27 protein-coding genes are annotated in these 22,245 nt (G+C 48.3%); 10 read left to right on the forward strand and 17 right to left on the reverse strand.

Annotated features, from left to right (window positions below; genetic code table 11):
* Positions 1-13 precede the first annotated feature (13 nt).
* From waaF to BN3003_RS12090, 3 genes are all read right to left on the reverse strand, one after another.
* Positions 14-1,042, reverse strand: a complete 1,029-nt coding sequence (gene waaF / locus BN3003_RS12080) for a lipopolysaccharide heptosyltransferase II (RefSeq protein ID WP_058356926.1) — start codon at positions 1,040-1,042, stop codon at positions 14-16.
* A gap of 4 nt (positions 1,043-1,046) precedes the next feature.
* A complete protein-coding gene (locus tag BN3003_RS12085) occupies positions 1,047-1,235 on the reverse strand; it encodes a zinc-finger domain-containing protein (RefSeq protein ID WP_058356927.1) in 189 nt (62 codons plus the stop codon).
* A 173-nt stretch (positions 1,236-1,408) separates the two neighbouring features.
* Positions 1,409-2,338 (reverse strand): branched-chain amino acid transaminase, encoded by a 930-nt coding sequence (locus BN3003_RS12090; protein WP_058356928.1) that lies wholly within the window; start codon positions 2,336-2,338, stop codon positions 1,409-1,411.
* Between the two features lie 220 nt (positions 2,339-2,558).
* On the opposite strand from BN3003_RS12090, the gene BN3003_RS12095 reads away from it, so the two are divergent.
* From BN3003_RS12095 to BN3003_RS12135, 9 genes are all read left to right on the forward strand, one after another.
* Positions 2,559-2,906: a LapA family protein gene (locus tag BN3003_RS12095; protein WP_082625656.1), complete on the forward strand. Its 348-nt coding sequence runs from the start codon at positions 2,559-2,561 to the stop codon at positions 2,904-2,906.
* Positions 2,907-2,922: 16 nt separating this feature from the next.
* Positions 2,923-4,101: a lipopolysaccharide assembly protein LapB gene (gene lapB / locus BN3003_RS12100; RefSeq protein ID WP_058356930.1), complete on the forward strand. Its 1,179-nt coding sequence runs from the start codon at positions 2,923-2,925 to the stop codon at positions 4,099-4,101.
* Positions 4,102-4,103: 2 nt separating this feature from the next.
* Entirely contained in the window at positions 4,104-4,856 is a 753-nt protein-coding gene (gene pyrF / locus BN3003_RS12105; protein ID WP_058356931.1) for an orotidine-5'-phosphate decarboxylase, read from the forward strand.
* 22 nt (positions 4,857-4,878) lie between these two features.
* Positions 4,879-5,841 carry a D-glycero-beta-D-manno-heptose-7-phosphate kinase gene (gene rfaE1, locus BN3003_RS12110; RefSeq protein WP_058356932.1) on the forward strand — a complete coding sequence of 321 codons (963 nt, stop codon included), beginning with the start codon at positions 4,879-4,881 and terminating at the stop codon, positions 5,839-5,841.
* A 35-nt stretch (positions 5,842-5,876) separates the two neighbouring features.
* Entirely contained in the window at positions 5,877-6,884 is a 1,008-nt protein-coding gene (gene rfaD / locus BN3003_RS12115) for an ADP-glyceromanno-heptose 6-epimerase (RefSeq protein ID WP_058356933.1), read from the forward strand.
* Between the two features lie 154 nt (positions 6,885-7,038).
* The gene (locus BN3003_RS12120) at positions 7,039-7,980 is read left to right on the forward strand and encodes a Dyp-type peroxidase (protein WP_058356934.1); all 942 of its coding nucleotides are present in this window, start codon (positions 7,039-7,041) and stop codon (positions 7,978-7,980) included.
* 150 nt (positions 7,981-8,130) lie between these two features.
* Entirely contained in the window at positions 8,131-8,682 is a 552-nt protein-coding gene (locus BN3003_RS12125) for a glutathione peroxidase (protein ID WP_058356935.1), read from the forward strand.
* A 229-nt stretch (positions 8,683-8,911) separates the two neighbouring features.
* The gene (locus BN3003_RS12130) at positions 8,912-9,154 is read left to right on the forward strand and encodes a hypothetical protein (protein ID WP_058356936.1); all 243 of its coding nucleotides are present in this window, start codon (positions 8,912-8,914) and stop codon (positions 9,152-9,154) included.
* Positions 9,155-9,164: 10 nt separating this feature from the next.
* Complete coding sequence (locus BN3003_RS12135; protein ID WP_058356937.1) at positions 9,165-9,614, forward strand: SRPBCC family protein; 450 nt, start codon at positions 9,165-9,167, stop codon at positions 9,612-9,614.
* A gap of 236 nt (positions 9,615-9,850) precedes the next feature.
* Here the strand turns inward: BN3003_RS12135 and BN3003_RS12140 are convergent, their stop codons facing one another.
* The 12 genes from BN3003_RS12140 to nhaC all read right to left on the reverse strand — a co-directional run bounded on the left by BN3003_RS12140 (position 9,851) and on the right by nhaC (position 18,457).
* On the reverse strand, positions 9,851-10,807 hold the full coding sequence (locus BN3003_RS12140) for an IS110 family transposase (protein WP_058356938.1): 957 nt from the start codon (positions 10,805-10,807) through the stop codon (positions 9,851-9,853).
* 303 nt (positions 10,808-11,110) lie between these two features.
* Positions 11,111-12,352: a zonular occludens toxin domain-containing protein gene (locus tag BN3003_RS12145; protein ID WP_058356939.1), complete on the reverse strand. Its 1,242-nt coding sequence runs from the start codon at positions 12,350-12,352 to the stop codon at positions 11,111-11,113.
* Positions 12,349-12,642, reverse strand: a complete 294-nt coding sequence (locus tag BN3003_RS12150) for a DUF2523 family protein (RefSeq protein ID WP_058356940.1) — start codon at positions 12,640-12,642, stop codon at positions 12,349-12,351. Before BN3003_RS12150 ends, BN3003_RS12145 begins: the two co-directional genes overlap by 4 nt.
* Entirely contained in the window at positions 12,642-14,201 is a 1,560-nt protein-coding gene (locus BN3003_RS12155) for a virulence factor TspB C-terminal domain-related protein (protein WP_058356941.1), read from the reverse strand. Before BN3003_RS12155 ends, BN3003_RS12150 begins: the two co-directional genes overlap by 1 nt.
* Positions 14,202-14,285: 84 nt before the next feature.
* A complete protein-coding gene (locus BN3003_RS12160) occupies positions 14,286-14,561 on the reverse strand; it encodes a hypothetical protein (protein ID WP_058305557.1) in 276 nt (91 codons plus the stop codon).
* Positions 14,562-14,576: 15 nt separating this feature from the next.
* Positions 14,577-14,777: a major capsid protein gene (locus BN3003_RS12165; protein WP_058305556.1), complete on the reverse strand. Its 201-nt coding sequence runs from the start codon at positions 14,775-14,777 to the stop codon at positions 14,577-14,579.
* Between the two features lie 15 nt (positions 14,778-14,792).
* Positions 14,793-15,011: a hypothetical protein gene (locus tag BN3003_RS12170; RefSeq protein WP_058356942.1), complete on the reverse strand. Its 219-nt coding sequence runs from the start codon at positions 15,009-15,011 to the stop codon at positions 14,793-14,795.
* Positions 15,008-15,355 (reverse strand): hypothetical protein, encoded by a 348-nt coding sequence (locus BN3003_RS12175; RefSeq protein WP_058305554.1) that lies wholly within the window; start codon positions 15,353-15,355, stop codon positions 15,008-15,010. The genes BN3003_RS12170 and BN3003_RS12175 overlap by 4 nt, the downstream gene beginning before the upstream one ends.
* Before the next feature lie 11 nt (positions 15,356-15,366).
* The gene (locus tag BN3003_RS12180; RefSeq protein WP_147645429.1) at positions 15,367-16,425 is read right to left on the reverse strand and encodes a rolling circle replication-associated protein; all 1,059 of its coding nucleotides are present in this window, start codon (positions 16,423-16,425) and stop codon (positions 15,367-15,369) included.
* Entirely contained in the window at positions 16,367-16,672 is a 306-nt protein-coding gene (locus tag BN3003_RS12185) for a hypothetical protein (RefSeq protein ID WP_058356944.1), read from the reverse strand. Before BN3003_RS12185 ends, BN3003_RS12180 begins: the two co-directional genes overlap by 59 nt.
* Entirely contained in the window at positions 16,669-16,866 is a 198-nt protein-coding gene (locus BN3003_RS18870; RefSeq protein ID WP_147645430.1) for a hypothetical protein, read from the reverse strand. Before BN3003_RS18870 ends, BN3003_RS12185 begins: the two co-directional genes overlap by 4 nt.
* A 193-nt stretch (positions 16,867-17,059) precedes the next feature.
* A complete protein-coding gene (gene nhaC, locus BN3003_RS12190) occupies positions 17,060-18,457 on the reverse strand; it encodes a Na+/H+ antiporter NhaC (RefSeq protein ID WP_108721539.1) in 1,398 nt (465 codons plus the stop codon).
* A 384-nt stretch (positions 18,458-18,841) separates the two neighbouring features.
* On the opposite strand from nhaC, the gene hppD reads away from it, so the two are divergent.
* Entirely contained in the window at positions 18,842-19,948 is a 1,107-nt protein-coding gene (gene hppD, locus BN3003_RS12195; protein WP_058356946.1) for a 4-hydroxyphenylpyruvate dioxygenase, read from the forward strand.
* A 133-nt stretch (positions 19,949-20,081) separates the two neighbouring features.
* On the opposite strand, the gene BN3003_RS12200 is transcribed toward hppD, so the two are convergent.
* Together BN3003_RS12200 and sstT are read right to left on the reverse strand one after the other, a co-directional pair.
* Positions 20,082-20,810: a C13 family peptidase gene (locus BN3003_RS12200; RefSeq protein ID WP_058356947.1), complete on the reverse strand. Its 729-nt coding sequence runs from the start codon at positions 20,808-20,810 to the stop codon at positions 20,082-20,084.
* 117 nt (positions 20,811-20,927) lie between these two features.
* Positions 20,928-22,145 (reverse strand): serine/threonine transporter SstT, encoded by a 1,218-nt coding sequence (gene sstT, locus BN3003_RS12205; protein ID WP_058356948.1) that lies wholly within the window; start codon positions 22,143-22,145, stop codon positions 20,928-20,930.
* Positions 22,146-22,245: the final 100 nt, after the last annotated feature.

A 22,245-nucleotide genomic window follows, 5' to 3' on the forward strand; every position in this document is an offset into this window, starting at 1 on the left:
TAATTTATTAAAATTATCTGGCAATAGTTACCGATGTCAGCAAAGTTTGTGCTGCATCATAGACACGGTCTGGCCACAGCTGGGTCAGACAATGTGTGTGGCCCAAAGGGCAGATGCGTTCAAAACAAGGACTGCAATCCAAATTCAGGCTTAAAATCTTGGCCTTGTCGCTCAAAGGCGGGGTGTGGTCGGGGCTGGAAGAACCAAACACACTGACCAAAGGCGTGCCCACGGCTGCGGCCACATGCATCAAACCAGAATCATTGCACACCACCAAACCTGCAGTGGCAATCAAATCGATGGCTTGGTCAATTTGGGTTTTGCCACACAAATTGATGCACTGACCACCGCTTAATTGCTTGATTTCCTCGGCCACTTCGTGGTCTTTATTCGAGCCTATCAGCCAAATTTGTTTGCCATCTTGAATAAAACGCTTGGCCAAGGCGGCATAGTGTTGGCTGGGCCAGCGCTTGGCAGGGCCGTATTCGGCACCAGGGCAAAACACCACTGCCGCTTGCTGGGTCAAGCCCAAAGCGGCCAAAGTCGCGTGTTGCTGCGCCACATCGATGTCCAAATGTGGATGGCTTACAGGCCGCTTTAAAGTTTCTGCCGGCGCTTGTGCCAGTTTGGCATAGCGCTCCACCATCAAAGGCAAGGCGACTTCATCCAATTCATGGATGTTGTTAAGCAAACCGCGGCGCGATTCGCCCAAAAAGCCGGTGCGGATTTTGATGCGGGCAAAAAACGGCACCAATGCCGATTTGAGCGAGCCGGGCAACACCACCACCTCATCGTAATGGCGTTTGGCCAAAGCCCGACCTTCACGATAACGCAAACCCAGTTTCAGCACGCCGTGTCCGAAGGGGTTGGTCAACACCTCATGCACTTCAGGCATGCGGCTGAACACCGCTTTGGACCAATTGGCCGCGTACACATCGATGGTGGTATCGGCCTGACGGTGTTTGAGGCGGTTGAGCAAAGGCTGTGTCATCACGCAATCGCCTATCCACGAAGGCGCGATGATGAGGATACGGTAAGCCATGCGATCAGTGGTGACCGCCAGCTTCGCCTTCTAAACGGTAAACCGTGCCGCAATAAGGGCAACGGATGGTGCTGTTAGATTGAATTGGCAAAAACACTTTAGGATGGTTGTTCCACAAAGCCACATCAGCAGTCGGGCAGTGCAAAGGCAAATCATGAGGGGTAATGGTGATGACTTTTTCGTTATTGCTCATAAAAGGTGTTTCCTGTTTTTAGGTTTTCATTACATACACCCACTTGGGGTGGTAGTTCACACAGTCGGATGCTAATCACACACGCCCGACTGTGTTGGGGATACTGAGGGTAAAACGGCATCGTTGGCGATGCTTACAGGCCGCTATTTTACTGCGATACGGCCATTTTGGCATCAAGCCTGATTGATGTATGTTAACCAATGTTGGTATTGCGGGTTTTTGCCCTGTACCACATCAAAATATGCCTGTTGCAATACGGTGGTGATGTCACCGCGTTTGCCACTGCCTATGCTGCGACCATCAACTTCGCGTATCGGCGTGACTTCGGCAGCCGTGCCAGTGAAAAACAATTCATCGGCGGTGTACAACTCATCGCGGGTAATGCGTTTTTCAATCACCTTATAGCCCAAGTCTTGTGCCAAGGTGATGATGGTGGCGCGGGTAATGCCGGCCAAGGCCACGCTCAAGTCGGGAGTATAAAGCACGCCGTCGCGCACCACGAAAATGTTTTCACCCGAGCCTTCGGCCACATAGCCGTCGGTGTCCAATAAGATTGCTTCATCGTAGCCATCGTTCAAGGCTTCTTGGTTGGCCATGATGGAATTCATGTAATTGCCATTGGCCTTGGCTTTGACCATGATCACATTGACATGGTGGCGCGCAAACGAGGAGATTTTCACGCGTATGCCTTGCGCCATGCCTTCTTCACCCAAATACGCACCCCAAGGCCAAGCAGCGACGATGACATTCACATCGTCTTTGGCAGGCGACACACCCAATTTTTTCGAGCCATAAAACGCCATCGGGCGGAAATAACACGATTGCAATTGGTTTTGCTTGACCACCTCAATATGCGCTTGGTTGATTTGTTCGGCCGTATACGGCAAAGCAATGCCAACGATTTTGGCCGAGTTGAACAAGCGCTTGGTGTGGTCGTGCAAACGGAAAATGGCAGGGCCTTGTGCAGTTTCATACGCCCGCACGCCTTCAAACACGCCCATGCCGTAATGCAAAGTATGGGTCAAAACATGGGTGGTGGCAGCGCGCCATTCCACCATTTCATTGTTGTACCAAATACTGCCATCGCGTTCGGCCATGCTCATACTCGTTACTCCTCAATTCTCATAATATTGTGTTTTTATTGCGGGCAAAGACCATACCCAGCGCGCCATTATACATGCAGGCAGCGCGCAAGACAGGGCAGAGCGCATGCGCGTGTATTTTAGGGCATAATCCGGCGCACTCAAAGCGTTTGGTGATACCTTAAACCATGAAAATCGTATAAACTGCAGGGCAAATTGCATACAAAAAAGGATTAGACGCATGATGAAGTGGCTATCTATCGTCATTATGTTCATCGTATTCATTGCCTTATTGGCAGTGACTTTGGGCAATACCCACAGCGTGGACTTTAATTTGATTGGCTTTCCTACCACCAAATGGCCTTTGGTTGCGTATTTGTGGATCGCCTTTGTGCTGGGCGCTGTTGTCGGGGTGTTGTCCATGTTTGGTCGCTTATTGCGTTTGCGCAATGAGGCCGCCCGCTTGCAAAAAGAAGTCAAAAAATTGCGTTTGCACAACGACGATTTGAGCAAACAACTGTCGGCTTACCCACAACCTGCTGCTAACACCCTCAGCACCGCTGATGTGATTGTTCCAGTTCAACCGTAACGAACGGAAGCCGTAGATGGATACAGTAGTGTGGTGGTGGATCATACCGGTGTGTTTCTTGCCGGTATTTTTTGCCATGGGTTGGTTCGCTGCCCGCGTGGACATGCGTGCCGTGTTGAAACAGGCCAAAACCGTGCCCACAGATTTTTACGCCGGCGTCGATGCCTTGGTGGACAAAAATACCGATGTGGCGGTGCGCGCGTTTGGTGATGTGCTGGCCAAACAAGAAGACACACCCGATGCGTATGAATTGGCCGTGAGCATGGGCAAGTTGTACCGCAACCGCGGTGAAAACGACAAAGCGATTGCTTTACACCAAAAATTGCTCGATTCGCCTGACATCATCGGCGAAAAGCGCCAACGGGTGTTGTACGAATTGGGGCAAGATTTTCAAAATGCCGGCTTGGTTGACCGCGCTGAGCAAATTTTCCAAGGTTTAAAAGAAGGCAATGCCGGCAAGTTGGCGCGCGAAGTCTTGCTCAATATTTACCAACAAGACCGCGACTGGGAAAAAGCAATTGAAATTGCGCAAGAGCTGAGCCACGATGCGCAGACTTACCAATTTGAGATTGCGCAGTTTTATTGCGAATTGGCACAAACCTCCTTGTTCCGTAGCCAATTTGCCGCCGCCCAAGATTACATTGCGCTGGCCTTGGGCTATAACCGCAAATGCACGCGCGCAAATATGTTGCGTGGCGATGTGGCGATGGCCGAACAGCGCTACCAAGATGCGATAGACGCTTATGCAGCCATAGAGCAGCAAAACCATGTGTATTTGAGCATGGTCGGTGAAAAACTGTTTGATGCTTACCAAGCCTTAGACCAAGCCGAGCAAGGCCTGAATGTGTTGATTGGCTACATCCGCACCTTCCCGCAATTGGACTTAATCGACGTTATCTACGAAAAAGCCTTGGTCTTGCGCGGCGAAGAGGCGGCAGCCGCATTGACGGCCGAATTGGTGCGCATCCAACCCGATTTGCGCGGTGCTTACCGTTTGTTGGGCATGCAATTGTCGAATTTAGACCCCACTTGGCGCGCCGATGCCGACATGATGCGCGGTATTGTTGGCCGTTATGCCCGCAAAGCCTTGATGTACCGTTGCCGCCATTGCCATTTTAAATCGCAAGTGTTTTTCTGGCATTGCCCCGCTTGTAATAAGTGGGAAACCTTTACCCCGAATAAAATTGAAGTTTGAACATGAATCCATTGATTTTACCTGAACACAGCTCTGCCCACCCAACACCTGTCATCGTCGCTTTGGATTTTGACAATGCCGAAGCCACGCTGCAATTTGTGCGCCAATTGAACCCTGAACAATGCCAAGTGAAAATTGGCAAGGAATTGTTCACCGCTACAGGCCGCTCTTTGGCCGAAAGCCTGATACACCAAGGCTTTAAATTGTTTTTGGATTTGAAATACCACGACATTCCCAATACTGTGGCATCGGCCTGTAAAGTGGCTGCCGACATGGGCGTGTGGATGGTGGACATGCATGCCTCAGGTGGCCGTCGCATGATGGAAGCGGCAGTAGAAGCCGTGGCTGGCTATGCGCACAAACCTTTGCTCATCGGTGTGACCGTGCTCACCAGCATGGATGAAGCCGATGCGCGCGAAGTGGGCATAGTCAAACCCATCGCCGAGCAAGTGGTCGATTTGGCGACTTTGGCCAAAAGCTCAGGCTTGGACGGCGTGGTGTGTTCGGCGATGGAAGCCGCGCCTTTGCGCGCCGCTTTGGGACAAGAATTTTTGTTGGTGACCCCAGGCATCCGTTTGCCTAACGCACAAAACAACGACGACCAACGCCGCATCATGACGCCGCAAGACGCGTTAACAGCTGGCTCGAGCTATTTGGTGATGGGTCGCCCTGTGACCCAAGCCGCCGACCCAGTGGCGGTGATACGCGATGTCAATGCAGTGGCAGCGCAATTGCAAGGCACAAGCGGCCTGTAAGCCATTGATAAGAAGGACGACGATGAAATTACTGCAACAATTGTCCATGCCGGCTGCAGACTTGAGTCAGCGTTTTGCGGCGGCCAAAGTGTTGGTGGTTGGTGATGTGATGCTAGACCGCTATTGGTTTGGCGATACCCACCGCATTTCGCCTGAAGCGCCGGTGCCGGTGGCGAAAATTGAAAAAATAGACCAACGTGCCGGTGGCGCTGCCAATGTGGCGCGCAACATTGCCTGTTTGGGCGGCCAAGCCAGTTTGTTGTCGATTACCGGCGACGATGAGGCGGCCGATGCGCTGCAAGGCTTGATGAATGATTGCGGCGTGGTGTCACATTTAATCCGCGATGCCAACATTGCCACCACCATTAAATTGCGTGTGGTGGCGCGCAATCAGCAATTGATCCGCTTGGATTTTGAAGACGAGCCAACCGACAGCGTTCTGCACGACAAATTGCAACAGTATCGCCGCTTATTGAACGATTTTGATGTGGTGGTTTTGAGCGATTACGGTAAAGGCGGTTTGGCGCATGTGCGCGACATGATTTTGGCGGCGCGCGAATTGAACAAGCCAGTGCTCGTTGACCCTAAGGGTTCGGACTACATGAAATACGAATCGGCCAGCTTGATTACGCCTAACCGTGCCGAACTCAAACAAGTGATTGGCGAGTGGAAAAACGAGGCCGAATTGGAAGAAAAAGCGCAGCGCTTGCGTGAAAAACTCGAGCTCGATGGCTTGCTGCTTACCCGTTCGGAAGAAGGCATGACGCTGTTTCGCCATGACAACATCGAAACCCAAGGCACGCGTGCACAAGAGGTGTTTGATGTGTCAGGCGCGGGCGATACCGTCATTGCCAGCATGGCGCTGAGCTTGGCCGCCGGACTCAATCACAGCCAAGCCATGCACATTGCCAATGCCGCCGCCGGTGTGGTGGTGGCAAAACTGGGCACCGCCGTGTGTACCCAACAAGAATTGTTTAACGCTTGAAACCGACGTTTTCAAGCGGTGTGAAAGGATAAACCATGACCATCATCGTCACTGGCGCTGCCGGCTTTATCGGCAGCAATTTGGTATTGGCACTGAATAAATTGGGCCGTACCGACATCGTTGCCGTCGACAACTTAAGCCGCGGCGACAAATTCCGCAATATGGTCGATGCCGAATTGGTTCATTACATGGACAAATTGGAATTCATCGACTTGGTGCGCAGCCACAAGCTGCCATTCAATGACATCAATGCGGTATTCCACCAAGGCGCGTGTTCCGACACCATGAACCACGACGGCCTCTACATGATGGACAACAATTACCAATACACTTTGGATTTGTTTGACTGGTGCCAAGACAAAGGCATTCCGTTTATTTATGCCTCCAGCGCCGCCGTGTACGGCAAGGGCGAGGTCTTCCGTGAAGAACGCGAATTGGAAGGGCCATTGAATGTGTATGGCTATTCCAAATTCTTGTTCGACCAAGTGTTGCGCCAGCGCATGCAAAGCGGTTTGCGCGCACAAGTGGCCGGTTTCCGCTACTTCAATGTGTATGGCATCCACGAACAACACAAAGGCCGCATGGCGTCGGTGCCGTTCCACCATTTCAACCAATACCATGAACGTGGCTTTGTGGAATTGTTTGGTGCATACAATGGCTATGGCAATGGCGAACAACGCCGCGACTTTGTCAGCGTGGAAAACGTGGTGGAAGTGTTGTTGCACTTCTTTGAGCATCCTGAAAAATCAGGCATCTTTAATTTGGGCACTGGCCGCAGCCAAACCTACAATGAATTGGCCGCCGCTACCGTCAACGCCTGTCGCGTCAGCGAAGGCAAAGAAGCCTTGTCTTTGGCCGAATTGGTAAAACAAGAATTGATACGCTATATCCCATTCCCAGACAGCTTAAAAGGCAAATACCAAAGCTTTACCGAGGCCGACATCAGCCGCTTGCGCGAAGCCGGTTACCAAGGTGAGTTTTACAATGTCGAACAAGGCGTGGCGCGCTATGTGCACGGCTTAATCCAACAAGCACAAGCATGATTTAGCTTAAAAAAGCGGCCTGTAACCCTTTACAGGCCGCTTTTCTATGGTTTAATAGCCTGAATCACATATTTTTATATAACTCGGTAATGTTTGTCACATTGACAAAGCCATTGCCGCTATCGGAAACCAGACTCAACAGAAAGGCCGCAACATGTCGCACACTCGCTTACAGCCAGTGACAGACCGTCCAGGTGAAAATGCATTGTTTATCGTATTGGGTTTGAATCAAGGCGCTGAGGTCGCCGCCGCGGTGGTGGATTTTGCCGCTGGCTTCTCCGCTTTAACCCGCAGCTTGGTCAACCGTTTTCCCAACAGCCATTTCAACGCCACCATCGGTTTTGGCGCCGACGCTTGGGACAGACTGTTTCCCGATGCGGCCAAACCGCGCGAATTAAGCCCATTTCAAGCGATTAAAGGCCCGAAATACACCGCAGTTTCCACGCCTGGTGATGTGTTTTTCCACATCCGTGCCGACAAACCGGCGCTGTGCTACGAATTGGCCGACATCATCAACAGCCAATTGAAAGACGCCACCCACACCATAGACGCGGTGCAAGGCTTTCGCTATTTTGATGGCCGCGCCATCATCGGCTTTGTCGATGGCACCGAAAATCCTGAGCCAGAAATCGCCGCCGAATACGCATTGGTCGGCGACGAAGACCCAGCATTCACTGGCGGCAGCTATGCCTTTATCCAAAAATACACCCACGACATGGACAAATGGCGCGATTTGAGCGATGCCGAACAAGAAAAAGTCATCGGCCGCAAAAAATTCAACGATGTCGAATTGTCTGACGAAGAAAAACCGGCCACCGCGCACACCACCGTCAGCAAAGCCCGTGATGCCGACGGCAATGAAGTCAAAATCATGCGCGCCAATATGCCGTTTGCCAATCCGGCCAAAAACGAATACGGTACCTTCTTCATCGGCTATGCGCGCAGCTTCAGCATCACCCAACAAATGCTCACGCACATGTTCCAAGGCGATGCCGACGGCAACCTCGACAGCTTGCTCGACTATTGCACCGCCCAAACCGGCTGTTTGTTCTTTGTGCCTACCGTCGACTTTTTAGATGATTTGGGTGATGAATAACACGGTTTAAGCCTTGAACTGTAATTGAAGCGGCCTGTAAATGGTTTACAGGCCGCTTTTTTGTCTTTCTTGAGACACACTACTGACAAGCTGACCCCATTCATGGCAACATAAAATACATCTGGCTAACATTCAATTGACGAGGTTTTTATGAGCAATACCATCCAAGACATCAGTGTGAACGACATCAGCGGCCAGCCCGTTACTTTGAGCGATTTTGCCGGCAAGGTTTTGCTGATTGTCAACGTAGCCTCTAAGTGCGGTTTAACGCCACAATACGAGGGTTTGGAAGCCTTGTATGAGCAATACCGCGAACAAGGTTTTGCCGTATTGGGGTTTCCAGCCAATGAGTTTTTGGCACAAGAGCCGGGCAGCAATGATGAGATTGCCGCGTTTTGTCGTGGCACCTTTGGGGTGCAATTTCCGATGTTTGCCAAAATCGTGGTCAAAGGCGAGGGCCAACATCCACTGTACCAACGCTTAACCGCCGCGATTCCTACGGCGCAAGCCTTGCCAGACGGCAAACTCAAAGCACGTTTGAGCGAAAAAGGCTTGATAGATGGCAAAGACAGCGACATCACCTGGAATTTTGAAAAATTCTTGGTAAACAAAACCGGCGAAGTGGTGGCACGCTTTATGCCCGATGTGCCACCGCAAGACGCGCTGATTGTGCGTGCGATAGAGGCAGAATTGGCCAAGTAAGCCTTGCTGCTGTGCATAGCTATACAAGCGGCCTGTAACATCGTTTACAGGCCGCTTGTACCTGTCTAAGTGTGCCAAAATGCTTATCACTATCGTGTTAAGGCACAGATTTGATGGATGATGGCTGCTCGCCGAAGTTATTTTTTAGCATAGGCAGAAACACACGCTGTTCTTGTATGCGTCTTGCTAATGCGCTGTGCCGGCCATTCTGTAGCGATAAGCATTAAGCATGGAGCAAAGGATGGCGCAAAGGTTTGAAAGCGCTTACTACTGCATGAACTGGCAAGCTGCACCAACCAATCTGCATCCGCTTTCGATGTGGGGTGAACAATTTGCGTTTACAGCGGTCAAGCACACATCAAAAAAATTTAATTTTCATATCCAATCAGCATTGGTACAGAAAAAGCTAGTTTCAAAAACACGGCCACGCCAACGAGCTGGCTTTCAAAAAACAGGATTGCAGCGAGTTTAAAGGAGACGACATGACTGCATATGCTTACGCTTTGGCTGAGATGTTGATACGCCGACCCACCGCAGAAGTGTTTGAAGCCTTTATCGATCCTGCCATTACCAGCAAATTTTGGTTTACCCATTCTACCGGCCGCTTAGACCAGCACAAAGACGTGGTGTGGACTTGGGAAATGTACAATCACAGCACCGAGGTCAAGGTGATGTCGATTACCACCAATCAGCGCATCGAGATTTTATGGGGCGAGGCACACGAGCACAGCCATGTGGTGTGGACGTTTACCGACCATCCGTTGGGCACGTTTGTGTCGATTACCAACGATGGTTTAAAAGGCGAGGGTGAGGATTTGATGGCTTTGGTGCGCGATGCGACTGAGGGTTTCACGCTGGTGCTCGCCGGCGTCAAAGCCTTGTTGGAACACGGCATACATTTGAATTTGGTGGCCGATCGCTATCCCAAATAAGATGTGTATAAACAAGATACTGTATTGATAAAGTCAACATTATTATTAAAATTCGTTGGTTTTTGTAGTCAATATTGCAGAAATTGTTAGGTTTCTATGCCTACGGCGTGTCTCACTTGCGACGCCGCAAGGGCAGGCAGTTGAAAAGCCAACTACCTACCCTTGGGCTGAGTGTTTTTTGGTTGGTAAAGTGTCAAGGGTGAAATGCACGGCTTTGCCGCCCTTGACACTTAATTTCACGATTGTTGGTTTAGGATGGTTTTTGGGTCAAACTGATTACCTGTTTTCAGAACGGTGAAGCAGTAAACCAAGAGCTTGCGCATCATTGCACAAATAATCTGCTTGTTGGTCTTTCCCTTGTCTTTTAGACGTCTGATGAATGGCTGATATACCGCCATTCTGAACGCTACAACGGCTGGCATGTACAGTGCTGACCTGATGTACTTGTCGCCCATCTTTGAGATTGCTAAATGCCTTGTGGACTTGTTGCCTGACTGCTTGATGATGGGATTAAGACCAACGTACTTTGTGGCTTGTTTGGCGGTTTTGAATTGCTTATCTGCAAACAAAGTGAGGATGTGCGGTATGGTGCCATCGCTGATTGCTGTGATTGATTTTAGAAGCTTTGCCTGTTTATCCAAATCATCATCGGATTTGATGCGCGACTGGATAACTTTCTCAATGACTTTGATTTCTGCTTTTGTGTTTTTAATACTGGTCTCTATATAAGGTTTTACAGAATGATGTGCGACCAGGAAACGATTGTTGTGTGATGTGAGCAAGTCTTTCAAACCGTCTAAATATCGTGTGAGGGCTTTTAATTCTCTTTCAGATGGTGAAGCAGGTTTATACAACTCTGGTTGATTTCGTTGGCAGTAGATCGCAATGCTTTTTGCGTCTTGTTTGTCTGTTTTGACATTTTGTAATTCACTGGTAACGAATGCTTTAATGCGTAATGGATTGACTACTGAAATCTTGTGGCCTGTATCGTGTAGATAGTCGGCTATGGCTTCACTGTATGACCCAGTAGCTTCACAACAGGCGTAAACCTTGTTTGCGGTGTGTTTTTCTAACCAGTTTGTCAGCTTGATGAAACCCTCTTGATTGTTTTCGAATGTACGGTGCAGGTATTTTGTATCGTGCATTAAACAACAATCAATCTTTGCCTTGGCAATGTCTAAACCTAAATACATGCAACTCCCCTTATATGCAAGCTGGCTTATTCCCTTTGCCGCTTTTGATACTGTTCAGATTTTTAGACAATAGAAAGCCCCAGTTACCAATCTTGTTTCCAAGCTCGAGGCTTAGCGGCTAGTGCGGTATATCTGGGGCTGGTACAACTTAATTTTTCTTTTGGCCAAATAGCATCCAACCAAAAAAAACAGATGTATAAAAAACAAGTTCTTCAATTGTGAATGTTAGCTCACCAACACGAAAAACATTAATAACTTTAAGAATGACTATTACAACAAATAAAATTACTAAAAAACGTTTCATCACTGAGCATCAAGTTTTACAGATGGCCTCATTGTGTCTTTTGTAGTGCTATCAGTCAATGACAGTACATTGGCATTGTTTTGTTGCTGGGCTTGTTGCTGGCCTTGCTGTACTGGCGGTATTGGGTCACGGTACGGGTCAAACGGTAAACCTTCCTTTGCCCACTTTTTACAGAACACATCGGAGACATTAACGACCGTGCCTTGTTGGCTGTAAGCAGTGCATTTGCCTTTGCTAATCATCACCCCTTTAACCTGTTCAAATGTCTTGGGCTGGCGTATACCGTCGTAGAGTGGTTTTGATTCAGGTTTCTCAGGAATCGTGGGTACAAAGTCGGTAGGCTTTAAAGACTGTCCAGCTTGCGGAGTATCGTTATTTGATACTGCTCGATTATCCTGGACACCTTGTTTAGTAGCATTTGGTAATACGTCGCTTGCCATTTGCGCATCTAACTCTGTTTTTGGGCTTGTATCAATGCCACCAATATCTTGTTTGGCTCGATTACTTAAATGATAGAAACTGTATGCAATAAATAAAATGCCTACCATAAGAACGTAAATAACTGGGCTTACACGTCTTTTATGTTTAATGTGTATTGAGCTGGATTTGTAATATTTGAATGCGTTTTTAGGGGGCTTATAAAGCCTCTGTGTGGCATCAGCAAGCGATTGCTTGCTGAGGTTGACCATGCATTCATTCCATTCATACAGCCGCGTTGTGGCTTGTTTACGGGCAACATGGATGTGTCTTGAGACGAGATTGCGAACATAGATGTCTATGTTCGCCGGGTGTTGCGTCATGATAATGAGTGTGTGGCCTTGATGGCGTAATTCTGTCAGTTTTGATACGTACTCTGGAACAGCTCTGGCACTGGAACGAACGGGGTAAACATAGTGACATTCATCAACGACTATCAAAGAACCATCGGGAAACAATTCAGCCAGTGGTGCAGATGACATGGTTTCATGGGAGACACGGGATGCGCCAAGCTTTGTAACTTTCAGACCGTCGATGTGTGAGATGTAATAAGGGCGTTTTATCCACTCGTAATCGGATGCTTTAGCTGCGGTTTCATCATCTTCATCGGATTCATTTTCATAATTGTAGTCAGGGTATTTCCACTCTTCTTTGCCATCAATTCGGGCAGGCATCTGGCCCAATTTGTCTTTGTTGTTGGCAATGGCATCGATGACGTAAGAAGTCTTGCCTGTACCCATATTACCTGTAATCAGGATAATCATATACCGACACCTGTCACACCCATCATGATGCGTTTGCCGACGTTTAGGGCGATTTTAAAGGCAATGGCACCGAAGATAATCGACAAGGCATAACCTAAACCTGCAATCATCATAATGTTATAAGCCTCGGGCTGTGTTCTACTGAACTGAGTCAATATGATGTCTTTAAACTGCGTAAGAAGGTATGCAGAAACACCGCCAGTAACGAACGCTATACCAAAGGCAGCAATCAGCTTAATGACTAAATAACGTGCAATATACGCAAGAACAGCTGCTAAAACGGCTGGCATCAGTCTTTACTCCTTATGATGAGATACAAACCTACGAGTGATGAAATAATGATGATGAATGGGCGCAACATTTCAGCCGCTTCACAGTGTTTTTCATAACTTTGAACGATGGTTCCCATGCTAAGCGTGATGGTTTTAGGAGCAGGGCAAGTACCTGTCGATGGTAAAAAGCTATCTAATTTAAATTCTGCAGGATTGGCAATTTCAGGGATTTTGATTTTGTCAAAGATTGATTCGGCTTCCTCACCTGTTCCAGATTGCAAACATGCACCCGCAGTGGGATTTTGTTGACAGAACTCGGCAATATCAGTGAACTCAGGAAATTCGATGTTGATGTCAGGTACGGATGGATTAACAACCTGTGGTTTTGTGCCAGTTTGCTCGTTTGGCTTAGCCACTGGAGCAGTATCTGTGTTGGTTAAGTCAGGACGAGCAACTGGAGTCACTTGCGTGGGATTTAATGTGCCACTTTGACCGAGAGACGGATTGTATGTCCAAGCGTCATTTGTGCCTGAATTCACGCCTATGCCTGAGCTACCACCACCAATAATGACCTGGTCTTGTTGAGCGGTTCCTGTGATTGGATTCGTGTAAGGAGGGCCGATAACGCTAACTGGAGAGCCAACAACGCCCCCAGTAAGCTGAACGTCTTTGATATTTTTGCCTTGAGTGGGTTCGTTAACGCACTCGCTTGGAAATTTTGCACACACTTCATCGAAATACTTTAATAAATCACGGTCTTGCATCAATCTTTCTTCAGTGAGAGTTGGTGATAAAGTAGACCACGAAAAAGAATAACCATCATAACCTGTCTGCGGAGCCGGTCTTTTGTAATAACAATTGACATGAACATTGACATTGCAATATTCAAGCGTTGAGCCATTAGGATTAACAGGCTTTAATTTTGACTGAACAACGGCAATAAGCTTGTCATGACTGACATATTCATCACGTGTTGCATAAATCGTATTTGTAGTCACAACTTGTTGCGTAGCAGGATTGACAACTTTTGAGACGTACATGTATTCGACTTTTTGTTTGCAATCCACTTCATCACAATTAATACCATCTGTTCTAGCAGCCTCCAAAAAATACGCTAAAGCACCACCCATAACAGCATTTTTAGCAGCATTTTTAAGAGCGAAGTTTTTAAAAGTATTCCAAGCCACAGTTCGCCCAATAAAGCCACCCACACTTGGTGCCAAACGAGCCAACCAAAACCATGTGTGTTGGTATTGACCTTTGTTTTGGTAATTGAATGGTTGCTTGATGTAATTCGCGTACATGATGCCATCAGATTTTTTGTTTGCTACAACTTGCTCTAACCAATCATCAGATGTGTACTTGGTTTTCAAATCCATGTTGACTTTGATTTCTGCGCTGAATCCTGTGGTTTTGTCATACGTCCAAGCCCTATTATCAAAAACGTAAGGGTCAAGATTGAAGTACAAATTACCCTGTTCAGCATAGACATAGTTGCCGCCACCAAAGCCAAGGTAATTGATTGCGTGTGAGAATGTCGGAAGCATCAAAATGATGGCAATGAGGATACGGTACATATCAACGCCCCATCGTCAGTATGCCCATCGCAACGATGACGCAAGCAGCTAATCCGAGAAGTGTGTAGATAGACATAACGAACCTCACAAACCACGTCTAAGAATGGCAACACCAACCATTGATACTGCTACTACAATCAAAGCCCAACCCATTTCGATACCGTCTAGAACCTGCTGTAATGGGCTGCATTGGGGGAATGAATCAACGATTTGTATGCCGTTTAATTGCCATTGTTGGCCAACTTGCTCGGGCTGAACCAGTTGGCCGTTTTGATTGATAACAGGGGCAACAGAGCTGTATTTATAGTTCTGCGCTTCTTGAAGCGTTTCAAAGCACTGGAAACCTACTTGATAACCCATGTTGCCCCCTGTTAATTACAATGCGCGACGCAAGTATTTAACAACCATGATGGCAACCAATCCTGCAAAGATTGCCCATGCTACCAAGGCACCATCGGTACCAATATTGGTAATCACATTGGTTACGTCCGCTGGAACCTCAGCGTGTGCTGCTACTGCCAATGCTGCCAATGATGCGCCAGCGCCATACTTCACTACCTGGTTAATGCGTTTCATAATGAAACTCCTTGATTAAATGTGTGGCCATGAAAGCGTGACCCCTTCGCTTAAAAACTCTTCAAAATCATCTAAATTCAGACTGAACTCTTCTTGCGGCTCTAATTCCCAACCATCGTCGCCAAGGTGTTCGATGTCGCCATCGGGATTCATGCGGTAATCTGAATTTCGGTACTCGTTGCCTTCATCGTCGATTTCACCGCTCATATCGTCGATGTCCCAATAGCCTGTCATTTGTTAGGCTTCATCGGCTGAGCGATGGATTTCATATGGGTTAAGCTGACTTGTGCGTTACCTGATTTGTCGATGTAGGCTGATACAAAGATGGGTAAGCGCAACAAGTCACCTGATTGGAAGTTTTCATCTACAAACTGACAGGTTTCTGCACTGACACGGATGGATGTGCGACCGTCATTGTTGCGGGGTAAACCTGAACACTCTTCCAAATCCATGAAGTACATGGATTCTTTCTTTTCACCGTATTCATGACGGCGAAAGCCTGCGAATACACCAGTGGCCACCAACGGATGGCCGCCAGTACCTGCTGATTTTTGTTTGGGTTCATAAACTTGGCTCATTTCGATACCTCTCATATTTCTTGTGATAAAACGATGTCGCGGCACTTGTAACCCCAAGAGCTGCCGACCATGAAACACATCATTTCGCTGTAATTGTCAGCGTTTAATGTGATTGTGTTGACCATGCCAAATGCTTGTTGCACGCGGTTCCATTGGTCTTGGTTCGTTTCGATGTAAGCTTGGAGCTTCTTGCGCCACAGTGTTGAGCCGTAGCTGAAGAAGGAGAAATTGCTGTTAGCCACTTTCCAGCTATGGCCTGAATCTTGGGAGCATTGGACGAGGCGAACGCCTTTGTCTTTTGCTATGCGTGATTGAACGTGTTTGCTGATGTATTTGCCGACGTACTTGGCAAGACGTGCAGAGCAGGTGCGAATCGGCAGTAATTCGTGACGGCCAAAGCCATATTTTTCCATCGAATCACGGAGCAATTTCCAAATCGCTTTTAAAGCCTTGTTTGCTGACTTGTAACGGCCGTAACGTGGCAATTTTTTGTTGTAAAACTGTTTGAAATCAAAGCCTGTCAGGATGTCTACTTTGCAATCTAAAATCAGGTGGTAATGAATACGGCCATTTTCTTGGCGTTCGTAACAGCGGATGTAATCACCGAAATATTTGTGTAAGCAGTATTTGTAGAATGATTTGAAGCGTTTTTGGGCTTCTTTTGGGCATTGGATGTCATCGGCAAAAGTCAGGGTCAGGAAGCCAATGTTATTAATCGGGTAATAATTGCAAAACGCTTCTACATTCATCTCAAGTGCTGCGGTGGATTTCTTGCCTTGAGAGGACAATTCAAACTTCTCAGATTCAACAATTGCACCTTCGGCGCAGTTGTTACTATTTTGACAAGGAACGTCCAAAACCTTGCGGTTTTGAACGTCTCCAGCAGCAGAATTGCGTGAATTTTGAACGCATGCAGAACACAAAGCACCTTCGGTCAACATGAATTTGAACGTGAAAACGCCACAGCCTTTGCACTGATGCTGTAACTTGAGCGGAACACCATGCATGAACTTAGCCATGATGTACCTCACTGGATGCAGAAGCAGGGGCGGACTCGTCAGCTCGTCCATCCCCTTGCTTCTGTTCTGTTTTGTTTGATTGTTTTATGCGGCGTTTACGCTTTGGACGTGAATCAAAATCAATAAGAAATTTTGAGATTAGGAGGAACAAATAGCAGGCAAGCATGAGCATAACGCCCAAACTTAGACCCTCAGTAACACCTTTAACATAAGCAGAACTTACATCAGGGGATGCATTGGCAATAATTTCTTGGCAAAGTTGTAAAACTTCAGGCTGTGCAGTGATATTGGAATTCATACCGCACTCCCCACACGAATCAGGGGCAAATTGTTCCAATGAGCAAAGAGGATGCAGCGGAATAGGAAATTGTATTGACGAACTGGGGAGCGTTTACCACCATCGACAAGCGTCACAATGTATTTGCGGCTTGGAGTACGTGAAACCTCAAAATATGCGGTTTCAATATCAAACTCTGGTAATGGTCTTTGCATGTAAAACGCCCCTATGAATGAAATCACAGGGGCGTTTTCGCTTATGGATGCAGGTTTTTTAGCAAAATTTCAGCTAACACCTAAGATACTGTTCAAACTAATGATTTTGTCATGCCCGAGTGATGGGCAAAATATAAGCGGCCTGTAAACCGATTATATGGGTTTACAGGCCGCTTAATGATTGAAACACAGCTTATTTGGCGATGGAGTCTGCCGTATCGGTCTTGCTGATGGTCAAACCGCTGAAACCAAACAGCAGCGTCAACAGCAAAGACAAATAACAGAAAAACGCAAACGGCAAATACGCCCACACCGACACATGCATGGTGTGGCTGATGAACACGCCGCATACGCTCCACGGCACCAAGGGATTGATGACCGTGCCCGCGTCTTCCAAGGTACGTGACAAATTGCGCGGATGCAGGTGCAAGCGTTGGTACACCGGTTTGAAGGTATTACCGGCCAGCAACAAACTCAAATACTGCTCACCAATCAACACATTCACGCCGACGGCGGTGGCGGCCACGGAGAAAGTCGCGCGCGCGGCATTGCGCAAAAAGTGTTGCATGCCAGCGAGCAAGGCCGGTATCACGCCCAAGGCAAACAGCAAACCACCCAAACTCAGCGCCAAAATCACCACGGTTTGCACGAAAAACATCGATTCCAAGCCACCGCGCGCCACCAAAGCATTGATGCTGCCCAAGTCTTGTTCCAATTTAAAGCCGCTGAAAAAATACTGCCCCAATTGCGCCATGCTGGGGCTGCTGTGCACATAGGTCACGGCGATGGCCACGACGATGGTGCAGAACATGGTCGGTATCGCGTCCATTTTCTTCAGCGCCAGCAACACCAATACCACAAACGGCAACAAGCTGTAGCCATGTACCAAACCTGTCGCCTGCAATTGCTGTTGGTACATGTCTATGGCCGACACATCGGTGGCAACGCTGTGGCCAGACAAATACGCGTACAAACCCATGCTGATGATAAAGGCGGGGATGGTGGTAAAGGCCATATTGCGGATGTGTTCAAACAAGTCTATGCCAACGATGGAAGCGGCAATGCCAGTGGTATCGGAAATGGGCGACATTTTGTCACCAAAAAACGCACCTGAAACAATCGCGCCGGCGGTAATGGCAGGATTGGCGCCAAACACATCGGTCATGCCCATAAAGGCCACGCCCAAAGTGGCGCAAGTGGTGAGGCTGGAGCCGATGGCAATGCCGATGATGGCAGTAATCACAAAAGCAACCAAGTAAAAATAATCCGGCGCAATCAGATTCAAACTGTACGACATCAAAGTCGGAATGGCGCCGCACATCATCAAGGCGCTGACCAACAAACCAATGAAGAAAAACAGGTAGATGGCGCCCATGCCACTGAAAACCGCATCGACCATGTGCGCTTGCATGTCGCGTATGCTGGCTTTGCGCACGCGGCCATAGCAGACCAAGGCCATGATGGCGACCAAAATCACCATTTGCGGCGTCCATTGCCACGCAATGATGCTGACGCTCATCAAGGCCACCACGGCAATGGCCACGGTGGCAGCTTCTTGTAAACTCGGTTGTATCAACGAGGGTTTAAACACTGGCGCCTCGACTTTCTGGCGCAGCTAAGGCAGTCTTTGCCCACAAAAATGCTTCCATTACTGCTTTCTCAAACAAAAATATCATTAATTAAGACACGTTAGCATTATTTTATCATTTAAACCGCTTAGCCACGCTGAATAATGGTTTTGACTCGATGTGAATTAAATTTGAAAATTGAAAAAAGTGTTGTTGGTGCTGGCGACAAGATGACAATAAAGTCTGTGAACACAATAAGATGCGATATTTTCACTTGCTAGAAACACCATATTTTAAATAATAAATTAACTATGATTGTCTATTGTATTTTTATCAGGTAAATTGGTTTTTAATGGCGATACGGCCTAAAAACAATAAACCACAGACAACAGACAAAGGACTCACAAATGGGATTTGAAACTTGGGACAACCCCATGGGCACCAACGGCTTTGAATTCATTGAATACGCCGCTCCCGATCCGGTGGCCATGGGCAAGATTTTTGAGCAAATGGGTTTTAAAGCCATTGCCCGCCACCGCCACAAAAACATCACCTTATACCGCCAAGGCGAAATCAATTTCATCGTCAATGCCGAGCCGAACTCGTTTGCGCAGCGCTTTGCGCGTTTGCATGGGCCGTCGGTGTGTGCGATTGCGTTTCGCGTTGACAATGCGCAACAAGCGTATGAACGCGCCATCGAATTGGGTGCGTGGGGCGTGCCTTCTGGCAGCGGCCCGATGGAATTGAACATCCCTGCCATCAAAGGCATAGGAGATTCGCTGATTTACTTGGTCGACCGCTGGCGCGGCAAAGAAGTTGGCGGCATCGGTGACATCGACATTTACGACGTTGATTTTGTTTCCATCAATCCGGAAACCGCCGCACAAGACATCCACCACCAAGGGGCAGGGCTCGCTTACATCGACCATTTGACCCACAATGTGCACAAAGGGCGCATGGTGGAATGGGCAGAATTTTACGAGCGCTTGTTCAATTTCCGCGAAATCCGCTATTTCGACATCGAAGGCAAGGTCACCGGTGTGAAATCCAAGGCCATGACCTCGCCTTGCGGCAAGATCCGCATACCCATCAATGAAGAAGGCACGGCCGAAAAAGGCCAAATCCAAGAGTATTTGGACATGTACCACGGCGAGGGCATCCAACACATCGCCTTGGGCACGGCGGTGATTTACGATGCGGTCGAAGTCTTGCGCGAACAAGGGGTGAAATTCCTGAGCACGCCCGATACTTATTATGAATTGCTGGACAAGCGTTTGCCGGGGCACGGCGAAGATGTGCCGCGCTTGCAGCACAATAAAATTTTGCTCGATGGCGGCCCCGACAACGATTTGCTGTTGCAAATTTTCACCGTCAACCAATTGGGGCCGATTTTTTACGAAATCATCCAGCGCAAAGGCAATGATGGCTTTGGCGAGGGCAATTTCAAGGCCTTGTTTGAATCGATAGAGTTAGACCAAATGCGCCGTGGCGTGGTCAAGCAAGTGGATGAATAAGCGTTAGAATAGCATCGCCAGTTTAAGCTGTATAACTGAGCGATTTAATATGAAAAAGCGGCCTGTAAATATTTACAGGCCGCTTTCTTATCACTTAGCGCATGCATCAAGGCAATACAATCCATCCCATGATTTACGGTTGTGCACCAAAGTCCAATTTCAAATTGCGCATGTTTTTGCCAAAATACGCTTGCGGCTTGGACGCGGGATAGCCCATGGCGCTTTCTTTGTTGCTGATGCACTGATTGACGTTTTGGTACAAGTCTTCCCACGTGCTGCTGTGCTCAAATTGGCTGATGATGCAGCCGTCCCAAAACGTGTATTCTTGGTCTTCTGAGCAGCCAAACGATGGCCTATCGGCGGCAGCGGCGGTGAGGATGATGCGGTTGTCGGCGTGCAGTGGTTGCACAAATTGCCCAGAGTAACAGGCGGATACCAACACCACCGTCGGCGCGCTGCCACAACTCCAGTTTAAGGCAGTGTTCAATTGCGATGGCGTCAGCTCGCCATCAATGGCGCGCTTCATGTACACACCATTGCCGTGTTTGCCGTGCGACGACACATAAAACAAACACGCGTCTTGCTTGGGGTTGATATTGAGCTGGCTAAAGCTGCGGCTTAAGCCCAGCAAAGACGCTTGGTCATCGCGTTGGTTTAAGGGATCGGGGAATTGCGAATTCAGATGGTGTTGGTTGTGTAAAGACAGGCCTTTATTGGCCAATAAGCCGCCCAATACCACACGGCTGTTGTCAAAATTGTCTATGCTGTCGTCGCCACTGAGCATGATGGCGTGCCAAGCGGCTTGGCTGGTGGCGGGCACGAACGCACACACAGTGAGCAGGGCGGCAATGGCTGATTTCATCTGGTTTTCCTCATGTTTTGTTCTGCATTTGGACTTAATGCTAACACAGCTTGCTCATATCCATAAAAATGCGGCCTGTAAATGCTTACAGGCCGCTTATTTGATCACAACAGGGGATTACGCGCGTTCTTTGGCAGCGATGTCGGCCGCAGCAGTAAACAACACGTCGGTAGACGAGTTCAATGCGGTTTCGGCTGAGTCTTGAATCACGCCGATGATGAAACCGATGGCCACCACTTGCATGGCGGTATTGGTGTCGATGTTAAACAGGCTGCACGCCAATGGAATCAGCAATAAAGAGCCACCGGCCACGCCAGAGGCGCCACAAGCACACACGGCCGATACCACGCACAACAACAAGGCCGAACCAAAATCAACAGGAATATTCAGCGTGTGCGCAGCAGCAAGAGTCAACACGCTGATGGTACAGGCCGCACCGGCCATATTGATGGTGGCACCCAAAGGAATCGATACCGAATAGGTTGCGTAATCCAAACCCAAGCGCTCAGCCAAATTCATGTTCACGGGGATATTGGCGGCAGATGAGCGGGTAAAGAACGCAGTGACGCCGCTTTCACGCAAACATTGCCACACCAAAGGAAACGGATTGCGGCGGATTTTCCACCACACGATGATGGGATTGACCACAAACGCCACCACCAACATCGAGCCCAACAACACCGCCAACAAGCGCACATAGCCCATCAAGGCATCGACACCGGCGCTGGCCACAGTCGAAGCCACCAAGCCGAAGATGCCCAAAGGCGCAAACCGAATCACACATTTGATAATCCACGACACGCCATCAGACAAGTCGTTGACCACTTGGCGCGTGGTATTGCTGGCATGGCGCAAGGCAATGCCCAAACCAATGGCCCAAGCCAAAATACCGATAAAATTGGCATTGGCAATGGCTTTCACTGGATTGTCGACCACGCTCAACACCAAGGCTTTTAACACTTCGGCAACATTAGACGGCGGTGCGGTAGCGGCCTCGGCCGCTTGCACCAATGCCAACGGTGTAGGAAACAACAGACTGGCAATAACGGCGACAATGGCCGCGCCCAAAGTGCCGACCATGTACAACACCAAAATCGGTTTGATGTGGGTAGGCTGATTGCTGTCGTAATTGGAAATGGCGGCGGTGACCAAAATAAACACCAACACCGGTGCCACCGATTTCAAGGCGGTAATGAAGATTTGCCCCAAAATCTCAATATGGCCTGCCATGCTTGGCCACAATAAGGCCACCAAAATACCGGCGATCAAGCCGATGAAGATTTGTACCACCAGACTGGTGCGGTTCAGTACGTTAAAAAAGTCATGCAGTTTCATGTGTGTTCGATTATTGTGTAAATGTTAATTAACACAGATATTGTAACCGATTTACACCATGGTGTTGAGCAAGACAGTCTATTTTGCCATTAGCCATGGC

The organism is Vitreoscilla massiliensis (assembly GCF_001457815.1).
Lineage (GTDB): Bacteria > Pseudomonadota > Gammaproteobacteria > Burkholderiales > Neisseriaceae > Vitreoscilla > Vitreoscilla massiliensis.